The 26,244-nt window shown below is 68.2% G+C and carries 21 protein-coding genes and 1 pseudogene; 17 read left to right on the forward strand and 5 right to left on the reverse strand.

Annotation, left to right across the window (positions count from 1 at the left end; translation table 11 throughout):
* Positions 1-46 precede the first annotated feature (46 nt).
* From lepB to Q0812_RS11180, 7 genes are all read left to right on the forward strand, one after another.
* Positions 47-988, forward strand: coding sequence for a signal peptidase I (lepB, locus tag Q0812_RS11150; RefSeq protein ID WP_302110413.1), 942 nt, complete (start codon positions 47-49; stop codon positions 986-988).
* Positions 985-1,686, forward strand: coding sequence for a ribonuclease III (gene rnc, locus Q0812_RS11155; protein ID WP_302110414.1), 702 nt, complete (start codon positions 985-987; stop codon positions 1,684-1,686). The genes lepB and rnc overlap by 4 nt, the downstream gene beginning before the upstream one ends.
* Positions 1,683-2,627, forward strand: a complete 945-nt coding sequence (gene era, locus Q0812_RS11160; RefSeq protein ID WP_302110415.1) for a GTPase Era — start codon at positions 1,683-1,685, stop codon at positions 2,625-2,627. The genes rnc and era overlap by 4 nt, the downstream gene beginning before the upstream one ends.
* Positions 2,620-3,099, forward strand: a complete 480-nt coding sequence (locus Q0812_RS11165; protein ID WP_302110416.1) for a nuclear transport factor 2 family protein — start codon at positions 2,620-2,622, stop codon at positions 3,097-3,099. Before era ends, Q0812_RS11165 begins: the two co-directional genes overlap by 8 nt.
* A complete protein-coding gene (recO, locus tag Q0812_RS11170) occupies positions 3,099-3,830 on the forward strand; it encodes a DNA repair protein RecO (protein WP_302110417.1) in 732 nt (243 codons plus the stop codon). The genes Q0812_RS11165 and recO overlap by 1 nt, the downstream gene beginning before the upstream one ends.
* Positions 3,831-3,893: 63 nt before the next feature.
* A complete protein-coding gene (gene parC / locus Q0812_RS11175) occupies positions 3,894-6,098 on the forward strand; it encodes a DNA topoisomerase IV subunit A (protein ID WP_302110418.1) in 2,205 nt (734 codons plus the stop codon).
* Between the two features lie 104 nt (positions 6,099-6,202).
* On the forward strand, positions 6,203-6,736 hold the full coding sequence (locus Q0812_RS11180; protein WP_302110419.1) for an RNA polymerase sigma factor: 534 nt from the start codon (positions 6,203-6,205) through the stop codon (positions 6,734-6,736).
* Between the two features lie 7 nt (positions 6,737-6,743).
* On the opposite strand, the gene Q0812_RS11185 is transcribed toward Q0812_RS11180, so the two are convergent.
* Entirely contained in the window at positions 6,744-6,917 is a 174-nt protein-coding gene (locus tag Q0812_RS11185) for a hypothetical protein (RefSeq protein WP_302110420.1), read from the reverse strand.
* 85 nt (positions 6,918-7,002) lie between these two features.
* Entirely contained in the window at positions 7,003-7,422 is a 420-nt protein-coding gene (locus tag Q0812_RS11190) for a CBS domain-containing protein (RefSeq protein ID WP_302110421.1), read from the reverse strand.
* Positions 7,423-7,573: 151 nt separating this feature from the next.
* Between Q0812_RS11190 and mce the strand changes: the two genes are divergently transcribed.
* The 5 genes from mce to Q0812_RS11215 all read left to right on the forward strand — a co-directional run bounded on the left by mce (position 7,574) and on the right by Q0812_RS11215 (position 11,635).
* Positions 7,574-8,011 (forward strand): methylmalonyl-CoA epimerase, encoded by a 438-nt coding sequence (gene mce / locus Q0812_RS11195; protein ID WP_302110438.1) that lies wholly within the window; start codon positions 7,574-7,576, stop codon positions 8,009-8,011.
* Between the two features lie 2 nt (positions 8,012-8,013).
* Complete coding sequence (locus Q0812_RS11200; protein ID WP_302110422.1) at positions 8,014-8,268, forward strand: DUF1467 family protein; 255 nt, start codon at positions 8,014-8,016, stop codon at positions 8,266-8,268.
* 73 nt (positions 8,269-8,341) lie between these two features.
* The gene (gene proS, locus Q0812_RS11205; protein WP_302110423.1) at positions 8,342-9,658 is read left to right on the forward strand and encodes a proline--tRNA ligase; all 1,317 of its coding nucleotides are present in this window, start codon (positions 8,342-8,344) and stop codon (positions 9,656-9,658) included.
* Positions 9,655-10,938: a lipoprotein-releasing ABC transporter permease subunit gene (locus Q0812_RS11210; RefSeq protein WP_302110424.1), complete on the forward strand. Its 1,284-nt coding sequence runs from the start codon at positions 9,655-9,657 to the stop codon at positions 10,936-10,938. The genes proS and Q0812_RS11210 overlap by 4 nt, the downstream gene beginning before the upstream one ends.
* Positions 10,931-11,635: an ABC transporter ATP-binding protein gene (locus Q0812_RS11215; protein WP_302110425.1), complete on the forward strand. Its 705-nt coding sequence runs from the start codon at positions 10,931-10,933 to the stop codon at positions 11,633-11,635. Before Q0812_RS11210 ends, Q0812_RS11215 begins: the two co-directional genes overlap by 8 nt.
* Here Q0812_RS11215 and Q0812_RS11220 read toward each other — a convergent pair.
* Positions 11,632-12,123: a CinA family protein gene (locus Q0812_RS11220; RefSeq protein WP_302110426.1), complete on the reverse strand. Its 492-nt coding sequence runs from the start codon at positions 12,121-12,123 to the stop codon at positions 11,632-11,634. The two genes, Q0812_RS11215 and Q0812_RS11220, sit on opposite strands and share 4 nt — an antisense overlap.
* 65 nt (positions 12,124-12,188) lie before the next feature.
* On the opposite strand from Q0812_RS11220, the gene Q0812_RS11225 reads away from it, so the two are divergent.
* A complete protein-coding gene (locus Q0812_RS11225; protein WP_302110427.1) occupies positions 12,189-14,468 on the forward strand; it encodes a fused MFS/spermidine synthase in 2,280 nt (759 codons plus the stop codon).
* Between the two features lie 200 nt (positions 14,469-14,668).
* Here the strand turns inward: Q0812_RS11225 and Q0812_RS13740 are convergent, their stop codons facing one another.
* Entirely contained in the window at positions 14,669-15,082 is a 414-nt protein-coding gene (locus tag Q0812_RS13740) for an FKBP-type peptidyl-prolyl cis-trans isomerase (RefSeq protein WP_341923616.1), read from the reverse strand.
* A gap of 406 nt (positions 15,083-15,488) precedes the next feature.
* Here Q0812_RS13740 and rpoB point away from each other — a divergent pair, with 406 nt between their 5' ends.
* Together rpoB and rpoC are read left to right on the forward strand one after the other, a co-directional pair.
* Positions 15,489-19,562 (forward strand): DNA-directed RNA polymerase subunit beta, encoded by a 4,074-nt coding sequence (gene rpoB / locus Q0812_RS11235; protein ID WP_302110440.1) that lies wholly within the window; start codon positions 15,489-15,491, stop codon positions 19,560-19,562.
* A gap of 97 nt (positions 19,563-19,659) precedes the next feature.
* The gene (rpoC, locus tag Q0812_RS11240) at positions 19,660-23,874 is read left to right on the forward strand and encodes a DNA-directed RNA polymerase subunit beta' (RefSeq protein ID WP_302110428.1); all 4,215 of its coding nucleotides are present in this window, start codon (positions 19,660-19,662) and stop codon (positions 23,872-23,874) included.
* A gap of 57 nt (positions 23,875-23,931) precedes the next feature.
* Here the strand turns inward: rpoC and Q0812_RS11245 are convergent, their stop codons facing one another.
* Positions 23,932-24,651 (reverse strand): hypothetical protein, encoded by a 720-nt coding sequence (locus Q0812_RS11245; protein ID WP_302110429.1) that lies wholly within the window; start codon positions 24,649-24,651, stop codon positions 23,932-23,934.
* A 161-nt stretch (positions 24,652-24,812) separates the two neighbouring features.
* Here Q0812_RS11245 and Q0812_RS11250 point away from each other — a divergent pair, with 161 nt between their 5' ends.
* Together Q0812_RS11250 and rpsL are read left to right on the forward strand one after the other, a co-directional pair.
* On the forward strand, positions 24,813-25,469 hold the full coding sequence (locus Q0812_RS11250) for an OmpW/AlkL family protein (RefSeq protein WP_302110430.1): 657 nt from the start codon (positions 24,813-24,815) through the stop codon (positions 25,467-25,469).
* A 565-nt stretch (positions 25,470-26,034) separates the two neighbouring features.
* A pseudogene (gene rpsL, locus Q0812_RS11255) lies at positions 26,035-26,244 on the forward strand (30S ribosomal protein S12); the annotation flags it as partial.

Genomic DNA, 26,244 nt, shown 5'->3' on the forward strand with positions numbered 1-26,244 from the left:
CCGATCCCTGTTGAGGCCCCGCTTCAGGGCCGTCCGGACCTGACCGATGAGCGACGACGACAAGCCGCACGAGCCTCCCCACGAGGGCCCCTCTCACGACGACGGCCACGAGGCCCCGCCGCAGGCGGTCGCGCACGAGTCCGAAGACGCCATGCTCGAGCAGGAGGGCGCCGGCCCCGCCGCCGATGAGGTTGAGGCGGCGGAGGCGAACGAGCAGGAATCCGCGCCCGCGCCGGCCAAGTCCGACGACCTCGTTCAAGAGTTGAAGGAGATCGGCAAGACCGTCTTCTACGCGCTTCTGATCGCGATGGTTTTGCGGACGCTGTTCTTCCAGCCCTTCACCATCCCGTCGGCCTCGATGGAGCCCAATCTCTATGAGGGCGACTACATCATCGTGTCGAAATGGAGCTACGGCTACAGCCGCCACGCCACGCCCATCAGCATCCCCGGCCTGCACGGCCGCCTGTTTGGCGGCCAGCCGGATCGCGGCGACGTGGTCGTCTTCAAGCTGCCCAGCGACAACCGCACCGACTACATCAAGCGGGTCATCGGCCTGCCCGGCGACCGCATCCAGATGCGCGACGGCCGCCTCTACATCAACGATCAGCCGGTCGAGGACACGGTCGTGTCGCGCCGCGAGGTCGAGTCCATCTTCGGCTACAGCCAGGAGACCCTGCAGGTCCGCGAGACCCTGCCGGAGGGTCGCAGCTTCATGACCCAGGACTACGGCGCGGGCGGCGATCTGGACGACACGGGCGTCTATGTCGTGCCTGAAGGCCACTACTTCATGATGGGCGACAACCGCGACAACTCGCTGGACAGCCGCGTCGACCTGCGCAGCGGGGGCGTGGACATGGTGCCGGCCGAGAACCTGATCGGCGAGGCCCAGATCATCCTGTTCTCGTGGCACCCCGGGGCGAGCCTGTTCAAGCCCTGGACCTGGTTGACCAAGGTGCGGCTGAGCCGCTTCTTCCACGAGCTGAAATGAACCGGCGCGAGGCCGCCGTGACCGCCGTCGAGGCGGCGCTGGGCCATGAATTCAAGGACGCCGGACTGCTGGAGCGGGCGCTGACCCACTCCAGCGCGCGCCAGAAGACGGGCCAGAGGGGCGGCGACTACGAGCGGCTGGAGTTCCTGGGCGACCGGGTGCTGGGCCTGCTCGTGGCCGAGCGGCTGATGCGCGCGCGGCCGGGCGCGGACGAGAACCTGCTGACGCGGCACTTTCACCAGCTGGTCAACCGCGACGCCTGCGCCCGCGTGGCGCGGGCCGTGGGCCTGGGCGAGGCGCTGCGCATGGCGGGCGGGGAAACCAGGAGCGGCCTGCGCGACAACGACACGGTCCTGGGCGACGCCATGGAGGCGATTCTGGCCGCCCTCTATCTGGACGGCGGTCTGGACGCGGCGCGGAGGGCGCTGGATCGCATCTGGGCCGAGGAGTTCGACCGGCCGGCCCCCACCGCCGTGACCGCCAATCCCAAGCTGGCCCTGCAGGAATGGGCGGCCCGCGAAGGCCTGGGACATCCCGTCTATCGCGTGGTGGAGCACACGGGCCCCGCCCATGCGCCGCGTTTCGTGGTTGCGGTCCGCGTCGAGGAGCGCGAAGAGGTCACCGCCGCGGCCGGCGCCAAGTCCGAAGCCGAGAAAGCCGCGGCCCTGGCGTTTTTGGCCCGTGAAGGCGTGACATGACTGAATCCCAGACCCGCGCGGGCTTCGCCGCCATCATCGGCGCGCCGAACGCGGGCAAGTCCACCCTGGTCAACCGCATGACGGGGACCAAGGTGTCCATCGTCACCAAGAAGGTACAGACGACGCGCTTCCCCGTGCGCGGCGTGGTCGTGCGCGGTGAGATCCAGATCGTGCTGGTGGATACGCCCGGCGTGTTCCGTCCGCGCCGCCGGCTGGATCGGGCCATGGTGGCCTCGGCCTGGAGCGGGGCCGAGGACGCCGACGCCGTGGTGCATCTGGTCGACGCCGCCGCCGAAATGGCCGTGGCGGCAGGCAAGGGGTCGGCGGCCGACAAATACGCGGTCGAGGACGCCCGCACCGTCACCGAGCGCCTAAAGGAGGCGGGCGGCCAGCCCATACTGGCGCTGAACAAGATCGACGGCCTGCCGCGCGAGGCGCTGCTGCCCCTGGTTCAGCGGTTTTCGGACACGGGCGTCTACAGCGATGTGTTCCTGATCTCGGCCGAGAAGGGATCGGGCGTCGACGACCTGCTGAACGCGCTGGTGGGGCGCATGCCGCTGGGGCCGTGGCTGTATCCCGAGGACCAGGCCGCCGACGTGCCGCTGCGCGTGCTGGCCGCCGAGATCACGCGCGAGAAGCTGTATCTGCGCCTGCATGAGGAGCTGCCCTATGCGGCGGCGGTGCAGACCACGTCCTTTGACGAGCGGGCGGACGGCTCGGTCCGCATCGAGCAGGAAATCCTGGTCGAGCGCGAGGGCCAGCGCCCCATCGTGCTGGGCAAGGGCGGCCAGACGGTGAAGTGGATCGGCCAGAAGGCGCGCGAGGAGCTGGAGCTGCTGATGGACCGCAAGGTTCACCTGTTCCTGACGGTCAAGGCAGACCCGCGCTGGATGGAGCGGCGCGAGCTGTTCGGCCAGATGGGGCTGGACTTCGATGCGTAGCCTCCTGGCCGCCGCTGTCCTGGCGCTGGCCGCGCCGGCCTGGGCGCAAACGCCGCAAGAGGAGGCGGGCGCGGCCATCGACGCCATGCATCAGGCCGCATCGCGCGCGGACGCAGAGGCCTATTGGGAAACCTTCACACCCGACGCCCGCTTCATCGGCACGGCCGCGACCGAGCGCTGGGACATTCCCGCCTTTCAGGCCTACGCCAACCCGATCTTCGCCGAGGGGCGGGGCTGGACCTATCATCCGCGCGACCGCCATCTGACGCTGGCGCCGGGCGAGTGCCGCTGCGTCGTCTGGTTCGACGAGCTTCTGGATCACGACCGCTATGGCGTGGTGCGCGGATCCGGCGTGGCGGTCAGGACGGAGCGGGGCTGGCGCGTGGCCCAGTACGTGATGAGCTTTCCCGTGCCCAACGAGATCGCCGGCGAGGTGGTCGAGCGCATCCGTGAGGCCGGCCAGGCCCACTGATGGAGTTCTCGGACGACGCCTTTGTCCTGGCGGCGCGCGGCCACGGCGAGACCGGCGCCATCGTCGATCTGCTGACCGAGCGGCATGGCCGCATCGTCGCCCACGTGGCCGGGGGCGCATCGCGTAAGCTGAAGCCGGTGCTGCAGGCGGGGGTGCGCGTCATGCTAGACTATCGCGCCCGCACCAGCGAGCAGCTGGGCTCGGCCCGGCTGGAGCCGCTGGGGGAGGGGGCGGCCGCCTTCTTCGATGACAGCCTGGCCCTGGCGGCGGTGGCCTCGGCCGCGGCCGTGGCGCAAGGGGCCCTGCCTGAGCGTGAGCCGCATCCCGGCGCCTTCCTGGCCTTTGACGCCCTTTTGTCCGTGCTGGCGCTGGAAGACGTGTGGCCCGCCGTCATGGTCCGCTACGAGATGGGCCTGCTTGAGGAGCTGGGCTTTGGGCTGGACCTGACCAAGTGCGCCTCAACGGGGGTGACCGAAGATCTCGTCTGGGTCAGCCCCCGCACCGGCCGAGCCGTCAGCCGCGAGGCCGGCGCGCCCTACGCCGAGCGGATGTTGCCCCTGCCGGGCTTTCTGCTGGGAGCGCAGATGGGCGTCGCGCCGGGCGACATCGGGGCGGGACTGAAGATGACGGCGCACTTCCTCGAAGCCTTCGTCTTCGGCCCCATGAACCGCCCGCTGCCGCCCGCGCGCCTGTGGCTGGTGGACCGGCTGGAACAGGCCGGACGCCTCTGAAATCTCCGCGTTGAGACCCCGCGTCGCGTCCCTTCGCGTCTCGACTCGGGCTAGGACCGAAGCATGAGCCAACTCTTCACCCCGCCCGACGGCGGCCGCATCGTCGAGGAGCCGCTGGGCGAGGCCCTGTCGCGGCGCTACCTGGCCTATGCCCTGTCGACCATCATGCACCGGGCCCTGCCCGACGTGCGTGACGGCCTGAAGCCCGTGCATCGCAGAATCCTGCATTCCATGAGGGAGATGCGGCTCAATCCCGAGACGGCGGCGAAGAAGTGCGCCCGTGTCGTCGGCGACGTGATCGGCCGCTTTCACCCGCACGGGGACCAGTCGGTCTATGACGCCATGGTGCGCCTGGCGCAGGATTTCTCCCAACGCTACCCGCTGATCGACGGCCAGGGGAACTTCGGCAACATCGACGGCGATTCAGCCGCCGCCATGCGTTACACCGAGTGCCGGCTGACGCCCGCCGCCGCGCTGCTGATGGAGGGCATCGACGAGGACGCGGTCGACTTCCGCGCCACCTATGACGGCGAGGATGAGGAGCCGGTCGTCGCCCCGGCGGGCTTCCCGAACCTGCTCGCCAACGGCGCCTCGGGCATTGCGGTGGGCATGGCCACCTCGATCCCGCCGCACAATGTGGCCGAACTGATCGACGGCTGTCAGCGTCTGATCGAGGAACCCGGCATCGACACGGCCGAGCTGATGAAGGCGGTCAGGGGCCCCGACTTCCCCACCGGCGGCGTCATCGTCGAGACCGAGGCTTCGATCCGCGAGGCCTACGAGACTGGCCGGGGCGGGGTGCGCCTGCGCGCCCGCTGGGAGGTGGAGGAGCTGAGCCGCGGCGTCTGGCGCGTGGTGGTCACCGAGATTCCCTACCAGGTGCAGAAGAGCCGCCTGATCGAACAGCTGGCCGGGCTGATTGAACAGAAGAAGGCGCCCCTGCTGGGCGACGTGCGCGACGAGTCCGCCGAGGACATCCGCCTGATCCTGGAGCCGCGCGCCAGTCGGGGCGTCGAGCCCGAGGTGCTGATGGAGAGCCTGTTCCGCCTGTCGGACCTGGAGGTGCGATTCCCGGTCAACATGAACGTGCTGGACGCCACGGGCGCGCCGCGCGTCATGGGACTGAAGGCGTGTCTGCAGGCCTTCCTCGACCACCGCCGCGAGGTGCTGCTGCGCCGCACCGCCTGGCGGCTGGAGCGGGTGCGCAAGCGCCTTCATCTGCTGGACGGACTGCGCATCGTCTTCCTGAACCTGGACGAGGTGATTCGCATCGTCCGCGAGGCCGAGCATCCCAAGGCCGAGCTGATCGGCCGCTTCAACCTGACCGAGGCCCAGGCGGACTACATCCTCGACACCCGGCTGCGCCAGCTGGCCCGGCTGGAGGAGATGGCCATCGAGGCCGAGCACAAGAAGCTGGCCGAGGAGCTGGCCGACCTGGAGGGCCTGACCCTGTCGGAGCGGCGGCAGTGGAAGCGCGTCTCGGACGACCTCAACGCGGTTCGCAAGATCATGCTGTCGGCCCGGCGCTCCACCTTCGGCGCGGCGCCGGAGGGGGCGGGCGCGGCGCCCGTGGAGGCCTTTGTCCTGCGTGAGCCGATCACGGTGATCGTCTCGGAGCGCGGCTGGGTGCGCGCCGCCAAGGGCCGCATCGATGACCCGTCGGAGGTCAAATACAAGGAGGGGGACGGCCCGGCGTTCCTGGTTCCGGCAGAGACCACGGACCGCATCCTGATCTTCGCCTCGGACGGACGCTTCTTCACGCTCGGAGCCGACAAGCTGCCCTCGGCGCGTGGGCATGGCGAGCCCCTTCGCCTGATGGTCGACCTGGAGGAAGACGCCGAGATCCTGGCGGTCATGGCGCACAGGCCTGGGCGTAAGCTGCTCTTGGCCTCGCGCGAGGGCTACGGCTTCGTCATGCCCGAGGAGGAGGCGCTGGGCACCAAGCGGGGCGGCAAGCAGGCCCTGAACGGCCAGGGCGCCGTCTGCCTGCCGGTCGAGGGCGACCACCTGGCGGTGCTGGGCGAGAACGGCAAGGCGCTGATCTACCCGGTGGCCGAGCTGCCCGAAATGGCGCGCGGCAAGGGCGTCAAGCTGCAGGCCTATCGCGACGGAGGTCTCAAGGACGCCCTGGTGTTCAACGCCGAGGCCGGGCCGGTCTGGATCGACGGTGGCGGCCGCAACCGCCAGTGGGCCGACTGGCGCGACTGGCTGGGCAAGCGGGCCCAGGCCGGCAAGGCCGCGCCCCGTGGGATGCGCAAGCTGCGCTAGGACTTCCTGGAAGATTCGCAGTCTCCGCGCCGCCGCCCTTTTTGACCTGGCTCAAGGACGGCCCGGACGCTTGCGGTCACGCTTCCCCTACCGAGGAGGCGGCCATGTCGGAGTCTGGCTCAGGGGGGGATATTCACACGGCGTCGCTGGGAGGATTCAGCGACGGTTGGATGGGCGACGCCGCCTTCAGCCGAGAGTTGGAGGCGGCCATCAATCCGCTTCGGGCCGACGCGCGAATGCTGACGCAGAATGCCGCCGACCTGGATGATCTGGTCCAGCAGACCCTGCTGAAGGCGTGGAAGGCCCGGCGCACCTTCCGGCAGGACCGGAACTTCAAGGGCTGGCTGTTCGTGATCCTGCGCAACTGCTTCTACGAGGAATGTCGGCGCGCCAGGGTCAGGCGGGCGCGCGAAAGGCTGCTAGCGCCCGTGGCGTCCTGCGCGCCCTCCCAGGAGGACGCTGTCAGCCTGCGAAATCTCGCCCGGCGTATGAACCTGCTGCCGTCCGCCCAGAAACAGGCGCTTGTGGCCGCAACCATCGGCGGCAAGAGCCACGCCGAGATCGCGGAATCGACCGGCGTTTCGGTCGGTGCGGTGAAGAGCCGGGTCTGTCGGGCGCGGCAGGCGCTTCTGCACTAGGTGCGCCTCAATGCGTAGCGTCGGCGCCGCGGTTCGATCCGTCAGGCCCCAGTTTCTGCTTTTCGATGTCGAGCAGCTCTTCCAGGCGCGCGCGATCTTCAGGCGAAGAGGTTTCGTCTATCTTCCGCTGAAACCGCGAGATGTTCTCGCGTATGATCCAGTCTTCGGTCTTGCTAGCCATCGGCTCGCTCCCGAGCGGGCTGGCAGAGTAGCACAACCAATGGCTCAGTATAAGCCTTGGGGTTCCGCAGCTGTCCGTGGACGGATCAGATGTGATGTTCGGCGACCGCCTCGAGGATGTCTTCCTGCATATCGTCATCGACGCGGCCCGCCAGGTCTCCGAGGCTTAGCATGCCGACCAGGGCGTCCTGATCGTCGAGCACGGGCAGGCGGCGGATCTGGTGGCGCTGCATCAGGCCGGCCGCGTCCTCGACGCGATCTTCGGGCGAACAGGTGACCAGCCGGGTGCTCATGAACTCACGGGCCCGGACCGCGTCAGGGTCGCCGCCAGCCGCCGTCACGCGCAGCGTCACGTCGCGATCAGTGATGATGCCGATCATCTGGCCGTTGTCGCTGATCGGAATGCAGCCCACGTCATTCTCCCGCATGAGCCGGGCTAAGTCCCGGGCGGTGGCGTCCGCATCGGCGCAGACGACGCCCTCATGCATCAAGCTTCGAACCCTCATGGCCGATCCTCCCGGTTGAGTACTGGCATGATGCGTCCCGGGGGAGGGGCGGGGTATGATCTGGATCAAGAGTGCGCATCTCAGCCGCCTGGGGCAGGACGCCCAGGCGCGCCGCTCGACCACGCCGCGGCTTTGGTCTAATCGCCAAGCCATGATCGGTCGTCTGAACCACGTGGGCATAGCCACGCCCTCCATCGAAGAGGCGCTGAAGGTCTGGCGTGACCTTCTGGGCGCGACGCGCGTACATCCGGCCTTCGATCTGCCCGCCCAGGGCGTGCGGGTCTGCTTCGTGGATACGCCCAACAGCCAGATCGAGCTGATCGAGCCCCTGGGCGAGGCATCGCCGCTGCACGGCTTTCTGGCCCGCAATCCCAAGGGCGGCCAGCATCACGTCTGCTTCGAGGTGCCTGACATCATCGCCGCCCGCGATGAGATGCGCGCCAAGGGCTGCACCATCCTGGGCACGGGAGAGCCGCGCATCGGGGCCCACGGCACACCCATCATCTTCGTCCATCCCAAGGACATGGGCGGGGTGCTGGTCGAGCTGATGGAAACGCCCCAAAACGCCGACGGAATGGAGGCTCACTGATCATGCCCATCGGCCCCGTGACCATGCTGGCCATCTACATCGTCTGCTGGTGGACGGTGCTGTTTGCGGTGCTGCCGCTGGGCATGAGCCAGGGGGACCGCGAGCGGCCCACCGATGGCGGCGCCTGGGGCGCCCCGGCCGAGCCCAATCTGAAGAAGAAGTTCATCACCACCACCTGGATCGCGGCCATCGTCTGGGCCCTCATCATCGTGGTCATCTGGACCGGTTTGGTCCCCATGCCGGCGGCTATCAGCTGAGGCGCGTTGCCTTACCCGCCACGGCCCGGCTAAACGGGGACAGGTAAGCCTCCCCACGCCGAACGGATCATTCATGCGCCTGTCGCGCTACTTCCTGCCGACCCTGAAAGAGACGCCTTCCGAGGCGCAGATCGTCTCGCACCGCCTGATGCTGCGCGCCGGCCTGATCCGTCAGGAGGCCGCCGGCATCTACGCCTGGCTGCCCATCGGGCTGCGCGTGCTGAAGAAGATCGAGCAGATCGTCCGCGAAGAGCAGCAGCGCGCCGGCGCGGTCGAGATCCTGATGCCGACGATCCAGCTGGCCGACCTGTGGCGCGAGAGCGGGCGGTACGACGACTATGGCGAGGAGATGCTGCGCATCACCGACCGGCACAAGCGCGAGCTGCTCTACGGCCCCACCGCCGAGGAGGTCGTGACGGACATCTTCCGCGCCTATGTGAAGTCGTACCGCGATCTGCCGCTGAACCTGTTCAACATCCAGTGGAAGTTCCGCGACGAGCGGCGGCCTCGCTTCGGCGTCATGCGCGGTCGCGAGTTCCTGATGAAGGACGCCTACACCTTCGACGTGGACGAGGCGAACGCGCGCAAGGCCTATAACCGCATGTTCGTGGCCTATCTGAACACCTTCGCCCGCATGGGGCTGAAGGCGGTTCCCATGCGGGCGGACACCGGACCCATCGGCGGCGAGTTGAGCCACGAGTTCATCATCCTGGCCGATACGGGCGAGAGCCAGGTCTTCTGCCACCGCGCCCTGGTCGAGATGGCGGCGCCTGGGCCGGACGTGGACTGGGACGATCTGCAGGCCATCGTCGATGAGCGCACCGGCCTCTACGCCGCCACCGAGGAGATGCATGAGCCCGCCCGTTTCGAGGCCGAGACGGCCGAGTCCGACCGCCTGTCGGCGCGCGGCATCGAGGTGGGGCATATCTTCTATTTCGGCACCAAGTACTCCAAGCCCATGAACGCCGTCGTCGCCGGTCCCGACGGCAAGGAGGCGCCGGTGCACATGGGCAGCCATGGCGTCGGGGTCTCGCGCCTGCTGGGAGCCATCATCGAGGCCAGCCACGACGAGGCCGGCATCATCTGGCCGGAGTCGGTGGCGCCCTTCGGCGTGGCCATCGTCAATCTGCGCCCCGGCGATGAGGCGTGCGACGCCGCCTGCGAGCAGGCCTACGCCGCCTTGAGCAAGGCCGGGCTGGACCCGCTGCTGGACGACCGCGACATCCGCCCCGGCGGCAAGTTCGCCGACATGGACCTGATCGGCATCCCCTGGCAGCTGGTCATCGGCCCCAAGGGCCTGGCCTCGGGCGAGCTGGAGCTGAAGCGCCGCGCCACGGGCGAGAAGGTCACCGGCTCGCTTGAAGCTCTGCTGAACAGGCTGTCCGCATGACGCCGCCCCCCGCCGCCAAGCCCTTCTCGGCCTGGGAGATCGGCCTGGCCGCACGCTATCTGCGCGCCAAGCGCAAGGAGGGCGGTATCGCCCTGATCGCCGCCATCTCCTTCATCGGGGTGGCGCTGGCGGTGGCGGTGCTGATCATCGTCATGAGCGTGATGAACGGCTTCCGGACCGAACTGCTGTCGCGCATCCTGGCCTTCAACGGCCACATGTATGTGCAGGGCGCGGCGCTGGACCGACCTGACCGGGACGCCATGCTGGCCCAGATCAGGGACGTGCCCCAGGTGCGCATGGCGGCGCCCATCATCGAGGCCCAGGCCGGCGTGGTGGGCCGCTCGGGGCAGGGAACCGGCGCGGTGGTGCGCGGCATCACGCGCGAGGATCTGGCCCGGCAGACCATCGTCTCCGAGAACATCAAGGCGGGCTCCATCGCCGGCTTCGGCCGCGGCGACTACGGCGGCGACGAAATCCTGCTCGGCCAGGGGCTGGCGGCGCAGCTGGGCCTGACGGCCGGTGATCCCGTGCGGCTGATCTCCTTCACGGGCGGCTCGTCCATCGTGGGCACCACTCCGCTGGACAAGACCTATGTGGTTGGCGGCGTCTTCTCGGTAGGCGTCAGCGATTACGACCGCGCCTTCATCTACATGCCGCTGGAGCAGGCGCAGCTGTTCTTCGGCAAGGAGGAGATCTGGGACGCCGTCGAGATCATGGTCGACAATCCCGACCAGACCGCCCAGCTGGCGCCGCGCCTGAGAGAGATCGCCGGGCCCGGCGGCATCGTCAGCGACTGGACGGCGCGCAACAGCGAGCTGTTCGAAGCCCTGCAGGTGGAGCGCACGGTCATGCGCCTGATCCTGATGCTGGTGGTGGCCATCGCCGCCATGAACATCATTTCCGGCATCGTCATGCTTGTGAAGAACAAGGGCCGCGACATCGCCATTCTCAAGACCATGGGCGCCAGCCGCGGCGCCGTGCTGCGCGTCTTCTTCATGGCGGGCGCCGCCATCGGTACGGCCGGAACGCTGGTGGGCGTCACCATCGGCGTCCTGTTCTGCGTCTTCATCCAGCCGATCCAGGAGCTGGTCGAGGAGGTGACGGGCGCGCGGGTCTTCAACCCGGAAGTCTATTTCCTGCCCCATATCCCGGCGCGGGTGGAGCCGCTGGAGGTGCTGATCATCGTGGCCTGGTCGCTGGCCATGTCCTGCGCGGCCACCTGGTTCCCGGCCCGCCGCGCAGCCCGCCTCGATCCGGTGGAGGCCCTTCGCTATGAGTGAGGCCCCGGTCCTGTCCCTGCGCGGCGTGGGCCGCACCTATGTCACCGGCGACAAGCGGCTGGAAGTGCTGAAGGGCGTCGACCTGGACGTGCGCCCCGGCGAAGTCGTGGGCCTGATCGGCCCGTCGGGCTCGGGCAAGTCGTCACTGCTTCACGCGGCGGGTCTGCTGGAGCGGCCGGACGCCGGCCAGGTGATGATCGGAGGCGCCGACTGCGGCGGCCTGAACGACGACATGCGCGCGCGGATGCGCCTGCACGCCATCGGCTTCGTCTATCAGTTCCACCATCTGCTTCCGGAGTTCGATGCGCGGGACAACGTGACCCTTCCCATGCGCATCGCCGGGGTGGCGCTGCCCGAAGCGCGTGAGCGGGCCGAGGCCCTGCTTTCCGCCATGGGCCTGTCCGAGCGCATGACGCACCAGCCCGCGCAACTGTCGGGCGGGGAGCAGCAGCGGGTCGCCGTCGCCCGGGCCCTCGCCAACCGGCCGCGCCTGCTGCTGGCCGACGAGCCGACGGGGAACCTCGACCCGGCCACCAGCCAGACCGTGTTCGACGCCCTGCGCCAGGTGGTGCATGAACAGGGCGTGGCCGCCGTGATCGCCACCCACAACATGGAGCTGGCCGGTCACATGGATCGGGTGTTCGCCCTCAAGGACGGGCACCTGGAGGAGCGCCCGGCCGAAAGCCACGCCTACTAGCCCGCCGCCTCGATCAGCAGCTGCAGGCCGTATCGCACCGCCTCCAGCCGCACCTGGTCGCGGCCGAGGTCGCCGAAGCGCTTCTCGCGGTGGATGACGAAGCCGTCGCGCAGGGCGACGCCGAAGTGGACGAGGCCCACGGGCTTGCCTTCCGACCCGCCGCCGGGGCCGGCGACGCCGGTGACGCCGATGCCGATGTCGGCTCCGGCCTTCGTCTTGGCGCCCTGGGCCATGGCCTGGGCCACCTCGGGCGAGACCGCGCCGTGGCGCTCGAGCAGGCCCTTGTCCACGCCCAGCAGGACCACCTTGGCGGCGTTGGAGTAGGTGATGAAGCCCCGGTCAAAGACGGCCGAGGTTCCCGGGGCGCAGGTCAGCGCCGCGCCCAGAAGGCCCCCCGTACAGCTCTCGGCCGTGGTGACCCACAGATTGCGGGCGCGACAGGCCTGAAGAAGGCGGTCTGCTGCGTCTTCGATATCGCGGGGGAACATGACAGTCTTCTCCGCCGGGGCCTGAGTCGGGTCTCGTTTTTGCTCCGGGTTCATCGGGGGATGCAATGACCCAGGCCGCTGTAACGACCGGTGAGAGAGGAAGGTTCGAGACGGGCTGGTTCGCCCTGTCCGTCTTCGTCAGCGCCTCGCTGCTGTTCGTCGTGCAGCCCATGGTGACGAAGCTGCTGCTGCCCCTGCTGGGCGGGTCGCCGTCCGTGTGGAACACGGCGATGGTCTTCTTCCAGGCGGCGCTGCTGGCCGGCTACGCCTACGCCCACGCTCTGCAGCGGCTGAGCTCGCTGAGATCGCAGATGCTGGTCCATGGCGTGCTGCTGCTGCTGGCGGCCCTGTTCCTGCCCCTGCACGTGACCGGCCTTCTGGGCGAGCCCGATCCGGCGCGGCCCATCGTCTGGACCCTGGGCGTGCTGGTGCTGTCCATCGGCGCGCCCTTCGCGGTGCTGTCCTCGACCGCGCCCCTGATCCAGGCCTGGTTCGCCAGGGTGCGGACGGGCGAGGACCCCTATCCCCTTTATGCCGCCTCGAACCTGGGCAGCTTCGTCGCCCTGTTGAGCTATCCGATCCTGATCGAGCCCCTGCTGGGGCTGACGGCGCAGCGCTGGAGCTGGACCGTCGGCTACGGCGTCTTCGTGCTGGTCCTGGCGGCGCTGGCGATGATCATCCTGAGACGATCGCAGCCGGTGGCGGAGGCGGCGGACGAGCCGGCGACCCGCAGTCCGTCCATCTCATGGCGGGAACGGCTGATCTGGGTGGCCCTGGCCTTCATCCCCTCCAGCCTGATGCTGGGGGTGACGCTGCACCTGTCCACGGACGTGGCCTCCGCGCCCTTCCTGTGGGTGGCCCCGCTGGCGCTGTATCTGCTGACCTTCGTCATCGCGTTTCAGGCCAAGCCCTGGATCCCCTATCCGATCACCCTGATCTTCCAGGCCGCGGCGGCGGGGGCCTGCATCGCCATCCTGCCCTTCCGCACGGCTGAGTGGGCCCTGCTGTTCGGCATCCATCTGGTCGCCTTCTTCTTCACGGCGCTGATGTGCCATCAGGGCCTGGCCCTGAGGCGGCCGGCGCCGGACCGCCTGACCGAGTTCTACCTCTGGATTTCGGTGGGCGGCGTCCTGGGCGGGATCTTCAACGCCCTCCTGGCCCCGGTGATCTTCGACGTGGTGCGCGAGTATCCGCTGGTGCTGGTGCTGGCCGCCCTGGCGCGGCCCTGGCAGTGGGGCAAGCCCTCATGGCGCGAGATCTTCCTGGTGGTCACGGGCCTGCTGGCCTGTCTCGTCCCGCCCTTCCTGATGGACTATCTGACCGCCAATCCCGAGGTGCTGTCCGACTTCAGCACCGATGACGCCCTGGTGGCGACGCGCCTGCTGCTGGGTCTGGCGGCGATCTGCGCCTTTCTGGTGCGCGAGCAGACCTTCGCCTTTCTGGCCCTGCTCATCGCCATCAGCTTCTCAGGGCACGCGGCGGCCGAGCAGACGCGCTTCGTCGAGAACCAGCGCAGCTTCTTCGGCGTGCTGCGCATCGGCGTTCTGAACGAGCCGCGGATGGGCGGCGAGATGCGCATGCTGCTGCACGGGACGACCCTGCACGGGGCGCAGGCGGTGGATCCCAGCTATCAGTGCAATCCGACCCTGTACTACGCCCGGGTCACGCCCCTGGGCGAGGCCGTGACGCGCATCCAGGCCCGCTCGCCCAGCGCCAGCATCGGCGTGGTGGGGCAGGGGACCGGCGTCATGGCCGCCTACAAGCGCGCGGCGGACGACTTCACCTATTATGAGATCGATCCGCTGGTGGACCGCATGGCGCGCGATCCCTCGCGGTTCACCTACATCAGCGACTGCGCCGAAGGGCCGATCCAGACGGTGCTGGGCGATGCGCGGCTGAGCCTGAGGCGCGAGCCGGACGGGCGCTTCGACCTGTTGGTGGTGGACGCCTTCTCGTCGGACTCCATCCCGACGCACCTGCTGACCGAGGAGGCGATCCGCGAGTACCTGCGCGTGGTGAAGCCCAACGGCGTGGTGGTGCTGCACCTGTCCAACCGCAACCTCGAGATCGTCCAGCCGGCCTTGGCGGCGGGCCGGGCCTTGGGCGTGCCGACCCGCTACAAGCTGTACATCGAGCCTCAGGGGATGCCGGCTCTGTCCCAGGCCTCTACCGAGGCGCTTATCCTGTCGCCGACCGAGGCGGGCCTCGAAGACTTCACCTTCCAGGACAACTGGACGGAGCGATCGCCCGAGCGCGTGCGGCCCTGGACCGACGACTATGTGAACCTGTTCGGCGCCCTGTTGCGGTCCTGGCGCATCGAGTGGGAGAGCCGGCGGCGGGACTGACCATCGTGCGGCGAGGGGGCGATCCGGACGCGAAAATACAGTCTGAATCGTCTGAACCGTCTGATGGATCGCGATGAGAGAGACCGACGCGTAGAGCCTAGGGCTCTGCGATCCGGCGTGGACAAGTCGCCGTTGAGGCGGCGCCCGCCCCCGCCGCCATGCTGGGCATGGTCCCCTTCCCCCGCAGGCGGGGGAGGATTTCAGGTCGCTGCAGTCACCGACAGCAGCTCGACCTTGAAGACCAGCACCGAGCCGGGCGGGATGGCGTCGCCGCCGACCCAGCGCTCGCCATAGGCGAGGTTCGCGGGGATGACGAACTCGAAGGTCTCGCCGGCGCGCATCAGCTGGAGCCCCTCGGTCCAGCCGCGGATGACGCGGTTCAGCGGGAACTCGGCGGGCTCGTTGCGCTGATACGAGCTGTCGAAGACGCGCCCGTCGATGAACTTGCCCTCGTAGTGAACGCGAACGGTGTCCGTTGGGCCGGGGCGGGCGCCCTTCGGGTGAGCGCGGCCGACGCGGCGGTATTGCAGGCCGCTGTCCGTGACCTGCCAGCCGGGCCGCGTGCGGCTCCAGGCCAGATAGGCGTCCTGGGCCCAGGCGCCAGCTGGCTTCAGAGGGCTCGGTCAACTGGGGCGGAAGGCTGGGCGCCGGGGCTTGGGCGCAGGCGGCGAGGGACAGGAAGATGAGGGCGGTCAGGGCGCGTTTCATGCGGCGACGCTAGCAGTCTTGACGCCGCTGACAATCCATGAGCCGGGGCCTTTCTTTCGCCGGAAAAGGCGCTATAAGACGCCTCCCGCACGAATCTGAAGTTCGTCGCGCTGTAAGCGCCGAGGCTCGGTCCGCCGCCCTCCGACCGATGCGAAGGCGCGCTCCTCCCCAGGGAGCTCCACAATCCGGCGTCCTGATTTCCTTATGGATTTCGAGGGTGGACGCAAAACGGAACTCCGGCGTGAGGACGCGATGGCGTCTTTGCGCCGTTCACGCATGACGCGCCGTCACGCGGCGCGATGGGAACACAAGATGATGCAGTCCTTCACCGGCAAGAAGCGGATCCGGAAGTCCTTCGGCCGTATCCCTGAAGCCGTGCAGATGCCGAACCTGATCGAGGTTCAGCGCAGCTCCTACGAGCAGTTCCTGCAACGCGAAGTCCGCCCTGCGGACCGCCGCGACGAGGGGCTGGAGACGGTCTTCAAGTCGGTGTTCCCGATCAAGGATTTCAACGAGCGCGCCGTGCTCGAATACGTCTCGTACGAGTTCGAGGACCCGAAGTACGACGTCGAGGAATGCGTCCAGCGCGATATGACCTATGCCGCGCCGCTGAAGGTGAAGCTGCGCCTGATCGTGTTCGAGGCGGACGAAGAGACGGGCGCCCGCTCGGTGAAGGACATCAAGGAGCAGGACGTCTACATGGGCGACATCCCGCTCATGACGGACAAGGGCACCTTCGTGGTGAACGGGACCGAGCGCGTGATCGTGTCCCAGATGCACCGTTCGCCCGGCGTATTCTTCGATCACGACAAGGGCAAGACCCACGCCTCGGGCAAGCTGCTGTTCGCCGCCCGCGTGATCCCCTACCGCGGCAGCTGGCTGGACTTCGAGTTCGACGCCAAGGACATCGTCTACACCCGCATCGACCGCCGCCGTAAGCTGCCGGTCACGACCTTCCTGATGGCCCTGGGCATGGACGGCGAGGAGATCCTGCGGACCTTCTACGACTCCGTGCCGTACGAGAAGCGCAAGGACGGCTGGGTCACGCCCTACAAGCCCGAACGCTGGCGCGGCGTGAAGCCGGACTTCGACCTGATCGACGCCGACACCGGCGAAGTGGTGGCCCCCGCCGGCCACAAGATCAGCGCCCGCGCGGCCAAGAAGCTGGCCGACGGCGGCCTGAAGGCCCTGTCGCTGGCGCCCGACGCCCTGATCGGCCGCTATCTGGCCGCCGACGCGGTCAACGTGCAGACCGGCGAAATCTACGCCGAGGCCGGCGACGAGCTGGACGCCCCGACCATCGCGGTGCTGGAGGAGCAGGGCTTCACCACCATCGACGTGCTGGACATCGATCACGTCACGGTCGGCGCCTACATCCGCAACACGCTGCGCGTGGACAAGAACACCGCCCGCGAGGACGCGCTGTTCGACATCTACCGCGTCATGCGCCCGGGCGAGCCGCCGACGCCGGAAGCGGCCGAGGCCATGTTCCAGTCGCTGTTCTTCGATTCCGACCGCTACGACTTGTCGTCGGTGGGCCGCGTGAAGATGAACATGCGCCTTGAGCAGGACGTGTCGGACGAGGTCCGCGTGCTGCGCAAGGAAGACATCCTGGCGGTGCTGCAGATCCTGGTGGGTCTGCGCGACGGCCGCGGCGAGATCGACGACATCGACAACCTGGGCAACCGCCGGGTCCGTTCGGTGGGCGAGCTGCTGGAGAACCAGTACCGCGTCGGCCTGCTGCGCATGGAGCGCGCCATCAAGGAGCGCATGAGCTCGGTCGATATCGACACGGTCATGCCGCACGACCTGATCAACGCCAAGCCGGCCGCCGCGGCGGTGCGTGAGTTCTTCGGCTCATCGCAGCTGTCGCAGTTCATGGACCAGACGAACCCGCTGTCGGAGATCACCCACAAGCGCCGCCTGTCGGCCTTGGGCCCGGGCGGTCTGACGCGCGAGCGCGCCGGCTTCGAGGTGCGCGACGTGCACCCGACCCACTACGGCCGCATCTGCCCGATCGAGACGCCGGAAGGCCCGAACATCGGCCTGATCAACAGCCTGGCCACCCATGCGCGGGTGAACAAGTACGGCTTCATCGAGAGCCCGTACCGCCGCATCGCCGACGGCAAGGCGACCGAAGAGGTCGTCTACATGTCGGCCATGGAAGAGGCGAAGCACGTCATCGCCCAGGCCAACATCCCGCTGTCCGGCAAGGGCGAGCTGGTGGATGACCTGGTCCAGGTGCGCATCAGCGGCGACGTGACCCTGGCTCCGAAGGAGCAGGTCGACTTCATGGACGTGTCGCCCAAGCAGGTGGTGTCGGTGGCCGCGGCCCTGATCCCCTTCCTTGAGAACGACGACGCCAACCGCGCCCTGATGGGCTCGAACATGCAACGCCAGGCCGTGCCGCTGGTCCAGGCCGACGCGCCGCTGGTCGGCACCGGCATGGAGGCCGTTGTCGCCCGCGACTCCGGCGCCGTGGTGGTGGCCCGCCGCACCGGCGTGGTTGAGCAGATCGACGGCACCCGCATCGTTGTGCGCGCGACCGAAGAGACCGATCCGACCCGTCCGGGCGTCGACATCTATCGCCTGTCGAAGTTCCAGCGTTCGAACCAGAACACCTGCATCAATCAGCGTCCGCTGGTGCGCGTGGGCGACAAGGTGCGCGCCGGCGACGTGATCGCCGACGGCCCGTCGACGGACCTGGGCGAACTGGCCCTGGGCCGCAACGCCCTCGTCGCCTTCATGCCCTGGAACGGCTACAACTTCGAAGACTCGATCCTGATCTCGGAGCGCATCGTGCGCGACGACGTCTTCACCTCGATCCACATCGAGGAGTTCGAGGTCATGGCCCGCGACACCAAGCTGGGCCCGGAAGAGATCACCCGCGACATCCCGAACGTCGGCGAGGAGGCCCTGCGCAACCTCGACGAGGCGGGCATCGTGGCCATCGGCGCCGAGGTTCAGCCCGGCGACATCCTGGTCGGCAAGGTGACGCCCAAGGGCGAAAGCCCGATGACCCCGGAAGAGAAGTTGCTGCGCGCCATCTTCGGCGAAAAGGCTTCGGACGTGCGCGACACCTCGCTGCGTCTGCCGCCGGGCGTGGCGGGCACCATCGTCGAGGTGCGCGTCTTCAACCGTCACGGCGTCGACAAGGACGAGCGCGCCCTAGCCATCGAGCGCGAAGAAATCGAGCGCCTGGGCAAGGACCGCGACGACGAGCTGGCCATCCTGGAGCGCAACGTCTACGGGCGCCTGCAGGCCCTGCTGGTCGGCAAGACCGCCGTCTCGGGCCCCAAGGGCCTGGGCCGCGGCGAGGTCACGGCCGAGAAGCTGGGCGACATCTCCAAGGGCCTGTGGTGGCAGGTGGCTCTGGACGACGAAAAGGCCATGGGCGAGCTGGAGGCCATGAAGCGCCAGTTCGACGAGGCCAAGAAGCGTCTGGACCGCCGCTTCGAGGATAAGGTCGAGAAGCTGCAGCGCGGCGACGAGCTGCCCCCGGGCGTCATGAAGATGGTCAAGGTCTTCGTGGCCGTGAAGCGCAAGCTGCAGCCCGGCGACAAGATGGCCGGCCGTCACGGCAACAAGGGCGTCATCTCCAAGATCCTGCCGATCGAGGACATGCCGCACCTGGAGGACGGCACGCCCGTCGATCTGGTGCTGAACCCGCTGGGCGTGCCCTCGCGCATGAACGTCGGTCAGATCTTCGAGACGCACCTGGGCTGGGCCGCGGCCGGCCTGGGCAAGCAGATCGCCGGTCTGCTCGAGGCCTGGCAGCAGGGCGGCCAGAAGAAGGCTCTGATCGAGCGGCTGAGCGACATCTACGGCAAGGACACTCCCCTGCCGGACGATGAGGAGGAGCTGGTCGAGCTGGCCCGCAACCTGTCCAAGGGCGTGCCCTTCGCCACGCCGGTCTTCGACGGCGCCCACATCGGCGATATCGAGGATCTGCTGGAGAAGGCCGGCCTGGACCGCTCGGGCCAGTCCTGGCTGTACGACGGCCAGACCGGCGAGCGCTTCAAGCGTCCGGTCACGGTCGGCTACATCTACATGCTGAAGCTGCACCACCTGGTGGACGACAAGATTCACGCCCGCTCCATCGGCCCGTACAGCCTGGTCACCCAGCAGCCGCTGGGCGGCAAGGCCCAGTTCGGCGGTCAGCGCTTCGGCGAAATGGAAGTGTGGGCGCTGGAAGCCTACGGCGCCGCCTACACCCTGCAGGAGATGCTGACGGTGAAGTCGGACGACGTGGCCGGCCGCACCAAGGTCTACGAGGCCATCGTCCGCGGCGACGACAGCTTCGAGGCGGGCATTCCGGAGAGCTTCAACGTGCTCGTGAAGGAAATGCGCTCTCTGGGCCTGAACGTGGAGCTGGAGAACGGCTGATCCGGACAACCTCTCCCCGCAGGCGCGGGGAGGGGCTCCCGACCGCCTCAAGCCCCTCAATGATTTTCGCGGCCCAGGCCGCAGCAAGGAACTCAAGATGAACCAGGAAGTCCTGAACATCTTCAACCCGGTCCCGGTCACTCCGACCTTCGACCAGATCCGCATCGCCCTGGCCTCGCCGGAAAAGATCCGGTCGTGGTCGTTCGGCGAGATCAAGAAGCCGGAAACGATCAACTACCGCACGTTCAAGCCCGAGCGTGACGGCCTGTTCTGCGCCCGAATCTTCGGTCCGACCAAGGACTACGAGTGCCTGTGCGGCAAGTACAAGCGCATGAAGTACAAGGGCATCATCTGCGAGAAGTGCGGCGTCGAGGTGACCCTGGCCCGCGTGCGCCGCGAGCGCATGGGCCACATCGAGCTGGCCGCGCCGGTCGCTCACATCTGGTTCCTGAAGTCGCTGCCCAGCCGCATCGCCCTGATGCTGGACATGGCGCTGAAGGACGTGGAGCGCGTGCTCTACTTCGAAAGCTACATCGTCACCGAGCCGGGCCTGACGCCGCTGAAGCTGCACCAGCTGCTGACTGAGGACGAGTACTTCGCCTATCAGGAAGAGTTCGGCGACGACAGCTTCACCGCCGAGATCGGCGCCGAAGCCGTGCGCGGCATGCTGATGAACATCGATCTCAGCGCCGAGGCCGAGAAGCATCGCGCCGAGCTGGCCGACAGCCCCTCGGAGATGAAGGCCAAGAAGGCCTCCAAGCGCCTCAAGCTGCTGGAAGCCTTCATCGAGAGCGGCAACAAGCCCGAGTGGATGATCCTGACGGTCGTCCCGGTGATCCCGCCGGAGCTGCGCCCGCTGGTGCCGCTGGACGGCGGCCGTTTCGCCACCTCCGACCTGAACGACCTGTACCGCCGCGTCATCAACCGGAACAACCGCCTGAAGCGGCTGATGGAGCTGCGCGCGCCGGACATCATCATCCGCAACGAAAAGCGGATGCTGCAGGAGGCCGTGGACGCCCTGTTCGACAACGGCCGTCGCGGCCGGGTGATCACGGGCGCCAACAAGCGTCCGCTGAAGTCGCTGGCCGACATGCTGAAGGGCAAGCAGGGCCGCTTCCGTCAAAACCTGCTGGGCAAGCGCGTCGACTATTCGGGCCGTTCGGTCATCGTGGTCGGCCCCGAGCTGAAGCTGCATGAGTGCGGCCTGCCCAAGAAGATGGCGCTGGAGCTGTTCAAGCCGTTCATCTACGCGCGGCTGGACGCCAAGGGCCTGTCGGGCACCGTCAAGCAGTCCAAGCGCATGGTCGAGCGCGAACAGCCCCAGGTGTGGGACATCCTCGAAGAGGTGATCCGCGAGCATCCGGTGCTGCTGAACCGCGCCCCGACCCTGCACCGCCTGGGCATCCAGGCGTTCGAGCCCAAGCTGATCGAGGGCAAGGCGATCCAGCTGCACCCGCTGGTCTGCGCCGCGTTCAACGCCGACTTCGACGGCGACCAGATGGCCGTGCACGTCCCGCTGAGCCTTGAGGCCCAGCTGGAGGCGCGCGTGCTGATGATGTCGACGAACAACATCCTGTCGCCCGCCAACGGCCGCCCGATCATCGTGCCGTCGCAGGACATCGTCCTGGGCCTGTATTACCTGTCGCTGGCCAAGGACAAGGAGCCGGGCGAGGGCAAGCTGTTCGCCAACCTGGGCGAGATCGACGCCGCGCTCGACGCCGGCGTGGTGACCCTGCACACCAGGATCAAGGCCCGCTGGACCGAGCTGGACGCCGAGGGCAACGAGGTCACCCGCGTCATCGACACCACGCCGGGCCGGATGAAGATCGGCGCCCTGCTGCCGCGTCACCCGCAGGTCGGCCACCGCCTGATCGAAAAGAACCTGACCAAGAAGGAGATCGGCAACCTGATCGACGTGGTCTATCGCCACTGCGGTCAGAAGGCGACGGTCATCTTCGCCGACCAGATGATGATGCTGGGCTTCCGCGAGGCGGCCAAGGCGGGCATCAGCTTCGGCAAGGACGACATCGTCATCCCGGCCAAGAAGACCGAGATCGTCGAGGAGACCCGCAAGCTGGTCGAGGAGTACGAGCAGCAGTACGCGGACGGCCTGATCACCAAGGGCGAGAAGTACAACAAGGTCGTCGACGCCTGGGCCAAGTCCACGGACCGCGTCGCCGACGAGATGATGCGCGAAATCGCCACCAAGAAGACCGACAAGAACGGCCGCGAATTGGAGATCAACTCGATCTTCATGATGGCCAACTCGGGCGCCCGTGGCTCGCAGGCCCAGATGAAGCAGCTGGGCGGGATGCGCGGCCTGATGGCCAAGCCGTCCGGCGAGATCATCGAGACGCCGATCGTGTCGAACTTCAAGGAAGGCCTGACCGTGCTGGAGTACTTCAACTCCACCCACGGCGCCCGTAAGGGTCTGGCCGACACCGCGCTGAAGACCGCCAACTCGGGCTATCTGACCCGCCGTCTGGTGGACGTGGCGCAGGACTCCATCATCACCGAGGAGGACTGCGGCTCGACGCGCGGCATCACCCTGCGCGCCGTGGTCGAAGGCGGCGACGTGCTGGTCTCGCTGGGTCAGCGCATCCTGGGCCGTTTCGCGGCCGAGGACATCAAGGAGCCCGGCACCGACAACGTGCTGGTTCCGGCCGACACCTACCTGGTCGAAGAAGTGGTCGAGACCATCGAGGCGGCGGGCGTCCAGTCCGTGCGCGTGCGATCGGTCCTGACCTGTGAGGCCGACAGCGGCGTCTGCGGCGCCTGCTATGGCCGCGACCTGGCGCGCGGTACGCGGGTGAACATCGGTGAAGCCGTGGGCGTCATCGCCGCCCAGTCGATCGGCGAGCCGGGCACCCAGCTGACCATGCGGACCTTCCACATCGGCGGCACCGCCCAGGTGGCTGAGCAGTCCTTCTTCGAGGCCTCCAACGACGGGGTCGTCAAGATCGCGGGCGGCCAGGCCGTGAAGGGCGCGCACGGCGATCTGGTGGCCATGAGCCGCAACCTGACCGTGGCCGTTCTGGTCGACGGCAAGGAGCGTGAAAGCCACCGCGTGCCCTACGGCGCCCGTCTGCGGGTGACCGAAGGCAAGGAGGTCAAGCGCGGCCAGCGTCTGGCCGAGTGGGACCCCTACACCACGCCGATCCTGACGGAAGTCGCCGGCCGCGTCCGCTTCGAGGACCTGGTCGATGGGCTGTCGGTCAAGGAAGAGACGGACGAGGCCACCGGCATCGCCCAGCGCGTCGTCGCCGACTGGCGCGCCAGCCCCCGCGGCTCGGATCTGCGTCCGGCGGTGGGCGTCATCGACGCCGACGGCAGCTACAAGAAGCTGTCGAACGGCGGCGAGGCCCGCTACCTGCTGCCGGTGGGGGCCATTCTATCGGTCGCCGACGGTGACGAGATGAAGCCGGGCGACGTGCTGGCCCGACTGCCTACCGAAGGCGCCAAGACGCGCGACATCACCGGCGGTCTGCCGCGGGTGGCCGAGCTGTTCGAGGCCCGTCGTCCCAAGGACTGCGCGGTCATCGCCGAGATGGACGGCCGCGTGGAGTTCGGCCGCGACTACAAGAACAAGCGCCGCATCAAGATCACGCCCGAAGCCATCGGCGACGAGCAGCCTGAGGCGGTCGAGTTCCTGATCCCCAAGGGCAAGCACATCTCCGTCCACGACGGCGATATGATCAACAAGGGCGACTACATCATCGACGGCAACCCCGATCCGCACGATCTGCTGCGCATTCAGGGCGTCGAGGCGCTGGCCGAATACCTAGTGAACGAGGTGCAGGAGGTCTACCGACTGCAGGGCGTGCCGATCAACGACAAGCACATTGAGGTGATCGTTCGCCAGATGCTGCAGAAGGTCGAGATCGTCGATCCGGGTGAAACCGGCCTGATCAAGGGCGACCACATGGACAAGCCCGAGTTCGACATCGAGCAGGCCAAGACCGAGAAGCGCGGCGGCCGCCTGGCCACCACGCAGCCGGTCCTGCTGGGCATCACCAAGGCCTCGCTGCAGACCAAGAGCTTCATCTCTGCGGCTTCGTTCCAGGAGACGACACGCGTGCTGACCGACGCCTCGGTCAACGGCAAGATCGACACCCTGGAAGGGCTGAAGGAGAACGTGATCGTGGGACGCCTAATCCCGGCGGGCACGGGCTCGTACCTGCGGGCCTTGCAGAAGATCGCCAACGAGCGCGACGCGGCCATCGCCCAGACGCGCGAAGAGGCGGTCGAGCCGCTTCCGGCGGATCTGGCCGCCGAGCTGGCCACGGTCCCGGCGGACAACGCCGAGGCCTGATCGGACTAAGAAGCTGAACGAAACGCGGCCCCGGAAGGCGACTTCCGGGGCCGTCGTCTATTCGCGGCGCGGCTGGTTCGGGTCGGGCCGGCGCGTCCCCTGGCCGCCGCCGGTCGTGGCCATGGGGATGATCATGTCGCTCATCTGGCCCATGCCGAAGTTGGAGCCCGGCCCGTCATAGCTGCGGGTGTTGGCCCCTCCGGCGCGGGCCGGCGCGCGCATGTACTCGTAGCGGGCTAGGGCGGCGGCCCCCTCGGCCTCAAGCTGGCGGCGGTAGGCGGCCGAGCCTCCGCCACCTCCGCGAGGCGGTTCTCCGGACACGGCGCCGAGAATAACGCGCTCGCAGTCAGCGCGCTGGGACGGCGTCAGCACCCGCACTTCCGGAGCCAGTCCGCAGCGCGACCGCCAGCTTTCAGGGAAGTTCTGGCGCGGCTGGGGCGGCGCGACGGCCGGCGCGGCCCCCGCCGGCGGAGCCGTCTCGGCCGCCGCGAAGGGCGAGGTCGATACGTCAGGCGTCGGTGAGGCGTCGGTCGGGCGCTGCACAGCCGCGCGAGGCGCTTGGCTTGTCGCGGCGGGCGACGGGGGGCGGCGGGCCAGGGGAGGGGCGATGAAGACGTCGATGATCGTGTCGACGGGCGGCGGAAAGGCGGGGCGAACCAGGCCAAGGGCCCAGAAGACAAGGGCGTGGGCCGCGATGACGACGGCGACCGCCGCCGCCAGGCGACGGCGGGGCGCGGTCCGCCCGAAAGCCTGGATCACCGTCGCCTGTGCGGTCACGGGCTGATCCTCCCGCAACGAGGTTAACCGGGCCAATCCGGCGGCATCATGGCGGCGTTCCGATGCGAATTGCGCTGGATCAAGGCCAAGCTTGGCCATTGCGCGCACATCCCCGGCGACGGCGCGGCGCATGGGGCGCTTCGCCGCCGGGAATAAGCCTGATGACGTTGAGAACCTGCTTCCTCACCGCTGCTTTCGCCGCCTTCGCGGCGGGCGCGGCCCACGCCCAGAGCGCTGATGACTGGACCCCGCCGCGGGCCGGCGACTGGATCATCAATGGCCGCGCCACCAGCGTGTCGCCCGTGGCCGATGACGCCATTCTGACCTCGGCCGGCGCGGCCACCGGCCTGAATGTCGACGTGGGCGACGACGTCATGCCTACGCTGGGCTTCACCTATTTCGTCACCGACCACGTGGCCGTGGAGGCGATCCTCGGCACGACCCGCCACGAGATCCGCGCCCAGGGCGGCGCCACGGACGTAAAGGTGCACGAAACCTGGGTGCTGCCGCCGGTCGTGACGGTGCAGTACCGCCCGCTGACCGAAGGGCGCGTCAGCCCCTATGTGGGCGCCGGCGTGAACGCCATGATCTTCTACGGCGGCGATGACGCCAACGGCTTCACCGTCGATCTGGACAACGGCATCGGCTACGCGCTCCAGGCCGGGGCGGACATCGGCCTGCGCGGCCCGTGGAGCCTGAACCTGGATGTGAAAAAGGTGTGGTTCGACACCGACGCCAGCATCAATGGCGGCGCCCTGCGCAGCGACGTGAACCTCGACCCCTGGGTGGTGTCGATCGGTCTCGGCCGGCGCTTCTAGGGTCGGTCCGAGAGTCCCCAGGCCGGAGGCGGCGGAGGCCCCTCTCCTCCATCGCGCCGGTCTGGTGTGGCTCCGCCGCAGAGGCGAGGATCAGGGGCCGCGCGACCTGCGGACGTCCAGTCCACCGCGCGCGTGCAGACCGGGGGGCGCGGTCGCTGGAAACGGCGGGCGCGCCGGCCCAGGCGAGGCGCGGAGCCGGGGCGGGTCACGGGGCCCTCACAGGCCCGGCGGCCGGGGGAGGGTAGAGCCTACGGGAGCCGCCGCAGCCTGGCGTCCAATAGCCGCTGCGCTTGACCTTTCGCGCCTTTACCCGTAAGAGCCGCGCACCTTCGAGTGGGCCGGGAGACCGTCCCTCGAGATCGTGACAATCGACCCACGGGCTGCGCCCGCCGGAACGTCCAAAGCGCGCGTTCCGGCTTTCGTGTTTGCGGTGGATCGAGGCCTCAGGTCTCGTCTCGAAAACAACCACCCGGGCGGCTGATCCCTCAGCCGTTCAAAAGAAGGCCATCCGAGGCGCTCCGGCCGAAAGGCACACGCCTCCACATCGAAAGAGACGACGATCTAAATGCCTACGATCAACCAGCTGATCCGCAAGCCCCGTCAGCCCAAGCCGGTGCGCAACAAGGTTCCGGCCCTTGAGGGCTGCCCCCAGCGCCGCGGCGTCTGCACCCGCGTCTACACCACGACCCCGAAGAAGCCGAACTCGGCCCTGCGTAAGGTCGCCAAGGTGCGTCTGGCCAAGAACGGCTACGAGGCGGTGTGCTACATCCCCGGC

Source organism: Peiella sedimenti (assembly GCF_030504955.1).
In the GTDB taxonomy this organism is placed as follows: domain Bacteria; phylum Pseudomonadota; class Alphaproteobacteria; order Caulobacterales; family Caulobacteraceae; genus Brevundimonas; species Brevundimonas sedimenti.

Excerpts from the sequence above, each read along its gene's own strand:
- lepB (WP_302110413.1), top strand. The coding sequence starts at position 47 with ATGAGCGACGACGACAAGCCGCACGAGCCTCCCCACGAGGGCCCCTCT.
- rnc (WP_302110414.1), top strand. The coding sequence starts at position 985 with ATGAACCGGCGCGAGGCCGCCGTGACCGCCGTCGAGGCGGCGCTGGGC.
- era (WP_302110415.1), top strand. The coding sequence starts at position 1,683 with ATGACTGAATCCCAGACCCGCGCGGGCTTCGCCGCCATCATCGGCGCG.
- Q0812_RS11165 (WP_302110416.1), top strand. The coding sequence starts at position 2,620 with ATGCGTAGCCTCCTGGCCGCCGCTGTCCTGGCGCTGGCCGCGCCGGCC.
- recO (WP_302110417.1), top strand. The coding sequence starts at position 3,099 with ATGGAGTTCTCGGACGACGCCTTTGTCCTGGCGGCGCGCGGCCACGGC.
- parC (WP_302110418.1), top strand. The coding sequence starts at position 3,894 with ATGAGCCAACTCTTCACCCCGCCCGACGGCGGCCGCATCGTCGAGGAG.
- Q0812_RS11180 (WP_302110419.1), top strand. The coding sequence starts at position 6,203 with ATGTCGGAGTCTGGCTCAGGGGGGGATATTCACACGGCGTCGCTGGGA.
- Q0812_RS11185 (WP_302110420.1), bottom strand. The coding sequence starts at position 6,917 with ATGGCTAGCAAGACCGAAGACTGGATCATACGCGAGAACATCTCGCGG.
- Q0812_RS11190 (WP_302110421.1), bottom strand. The coding sequence starts at position 7,422 with ATGAGGGTTCGAAGCTTGATGCATGAGGGCGTCGTCTGCGCCGATGCG.
- mce (WP_302110438.1), top strand. The coding sequence starts at position 7,574 with ATGATCGGTCGTCTGAACCACGTGGGCATAGCCACGCCCTCCATCGAA.
- Q0812_RS11200 (WP_302110422.1), top strand. The coding sequence starts at position 8,014 with ATGCCCATCGGCCCCGTGACCATGCTGGCCATCTACATCGTCTGCTGG.
- proS (WP_302110423.1), top strand. The coding sequence starts at position 8,342 with ATGCGCCTGTCGCGCTACTTCCTGCCGACCCTGAAAGAGACGCCTTCC.
- Q0812_RS11210 (WP_302110424.1), top strand. The coding sequence starts at position 9,655 with ATGACGCCGCCCCCCGCCGCCAAGCCCTTCTCGGCCTGGGAGATCGGC.
- Q0812_RS11215 (WP_302110425.1), top strand. The coding sequence starts at position 10,931 with ATGAGTGAGGCCCCGGTCCTGTCCCTGCGCGGCGTGGGCCGCACCTAT.
- Q0812_RS11220 (WP_302110426.1), bottom strand. The coding sequence starts at position 12,123 with ATGTTCCCCCGCGATATCGAAGACGCAGCAGACCGCCTTCTTCAGGCC.
- Q0812_RS11225 (WP_302110427.1), top strand. The coding sequence starts at position 12,189 with ATGACCCAGGCCGCTGTAACGACCGGTGAGAGAGGAAGGTTCGAGACG.
- rpoB (WP_302110440.1), top strand. The coding sequence starts at position 15,489 with ATGATGCAGTCCTTCACCGGCAAGAAGCGGATCCGGAAGTCCTTCGGC.
- rpoC (WP_302110428.1), top strand. The coding sequence starts at position 19,660 with ATGAACCAGGAAGTCCTGAACATCTTCAACCCGGTCCCGGTCACTCCG.
- Q0812_RS11250 (WP_302110430.1), top strand. The coding sequence starts at position 24,813 with ATGACGTTGAGAACCTGCTTCCTCACCGCTGCTTTCGCCGCCTTCGCG.